This window comes from Devosia sp. (assembly GCF_034675085.1).
Taxonomy (GTDB): Bacteria; Pseudomonadota; Alphaproteobacteria; order Rhizobiales; family Devosiaceae; genus Devosia.
In genome coordinates this window covers 1-1,666 of the sequence record NZ_JAUCDN010000474.1, presented here as the reverse complement: position 1 = coordinate 1,666, position 1,666 = coordinate 1, and the positions used below count along the sequence as shown (strand labels likewise).

Sequence of the window (1,666 nt, the reverse complement as noted above, 5' to 3'; positions counted from 1 at the left end):
GGGTCAAGCCCGTGGGCAGCGTCGCAGTTTTGGGAAGACTCAAAACCAAGGCTCCGGCGTCCGAAGTGATTACTCCCCGCTGTGGGAGAGGGTGGGGCGGGGTTCTCTGCGCAAATAGGGCACTCGCCAAAAGCCCCCTCATCCGCCCTTCGGGCCCCTTCTCCCGCGAGGGCAGAAGGGGAGTTGGTGGGTGCGGCACTATGCTGCCCCACCACCAGGCTCCCTCATTCCTCGATCAGCATGATGGTGCCGTCCTCATAGGCGGCGCGGCAGTCCTCGGCGTCGTGCATCAGGTCGCTTTCCAGCAGCACCGTGGCGGCGCCGGGACCCATGAAGCGCGGATCGTCGCAATAGTCGTCATCGGCATAGTCCGATTCATTGTCGCCAAAGTCGATATGGCTGGAATCATAGGGCGCGCCGGCGGCGTATTCGGGGGTATAGACCGTGATGATCGACACCTTGCCCTCCGCTTCCAGCGCCCGGCAGTCGCTGGCGTCGCCATACATGTCGTCATCGAGCATTTTCTTGTCGGTGCCGGGGCCGGTGAAGCGCGGGTCGTCGCATTCCCCGTCATTGGCCCATTCGCTCCAGTCGTCGCCATAATCGAACTCGACCGGCGGCAGCTCCGGCTCTTCCCCGATATAGGTGATGGTGCCGGCGGCGAAGGCGGCCTGGCAGTCGCTGGCGTCCGACCACAGATCGGCCCGCTCCAATATGGGCGCCATGCCCTCGCCGGAAAAGCGCGGATCGTCGCATTGCTCGTCATTGGCCCAGCGGCTGGAATCGTCGCCGAAATCGATGTCCGCCGCTTGCGTTGTCGCATCGGGGGCCAGGGTCGTGCCGGCCGGGGCGCGCCCGTCGCCGGCATCGAGCTTGCCCGCCTGGGCCGGCAAGACCAGCGCCAGGCTGGCCAACAGGGCCAGGCCCATCAGCGGGCCACTGGTGCGACGCGGGGAGTAAGGCATGGTGGGTCGTCCTTTCGGGTCCGGGCCAGGTCGATGCGAGATTAGAGCGTTTCGAGCAAAAGTGGCAACGGTTTTGCCGTCCGGGCCGGCTATGGATTTTCCGCGCGGGCGCGTCGCTCGGCGCGGGCGAACCAGACCGCCCCGATCAGCACCAGCGCGGTGGCCAGCCCATGAAAAAGGGTGAAGGCCTCGCCCAGCATGATGACGGCGAAGACCGTGGTCACCAGCGGTCCGAAGGCCGAGGTGGCGGCCGTGGCGCGGGCGCCGATGCGGGCCATGCCGGCATTCATCATGAAGCTGGGCAATATGGTGCCCAAAAGCCCCAGCGCCAGCCCATAGGCCCAGATCGGCGGGCTGAGCGCCAGATAGCTTTGCGGCCCGGACAGCACCAGGTTCTGCGCGATGGCGCAAAGCGCGGCGGTGGACATGCCGATGCAGGTGAACAGCACCGGGCCGAGCACCAGCATCTGCCGCTTGGCCAGATGCTGGTAAAAGGCGAAGGTGACGGCCGAGCCGAGCACGAACAGCGTGCCCAGCATCAGCCCGTCCGGCTCCACCGCCAGGTTCCAGCTGAACATGACCAGCAGCCCCGCATAGGAGAGCGCCATGCCCGGCGCCACGCTCCAGGCCATGCGGTCGCCGAAGAACCACACGCCGAACAGCAGCACGAAGAACGGATAGGTGAACAGCACCAGCCGCTC

At 66.2% G+C, this 1,666-nt stretch carries 2 protein-coding genes; both read right to left on the bottom strand.

The features are described from left to right. Positions 1 to 224: 224 nt before the first annotated feature. A complete protein-coding gene (locus VDP82_RS17870) occupies positions 225 to 965 on the bottom strand; it encodes a hypothetical protein (RefSeq protein ID WP_323016163.1) in 741 nt (246 codons plus the stop codon). An 89-nt stretch (positions 966 to 1,054) separates the two neighbouring features. Next, on the bottom strand, positions 1,055 to 1,666 hold a 612-nt coding region (locus tag VDP82_RS17865), incomplete at its 5' end, for a DMT family transporter (protein WP_323016162.1).

Bases quoted from the DNA above. Each gene is read 5' to 3' on its own strand.
- VDP82_RS17870 (WP_323016163.1), bottom strand. From the start codon at position 965: ATGCCTTACTCCCCGCGTCGCACCAGTGGCCCGCTGATGGGCCTGGCC.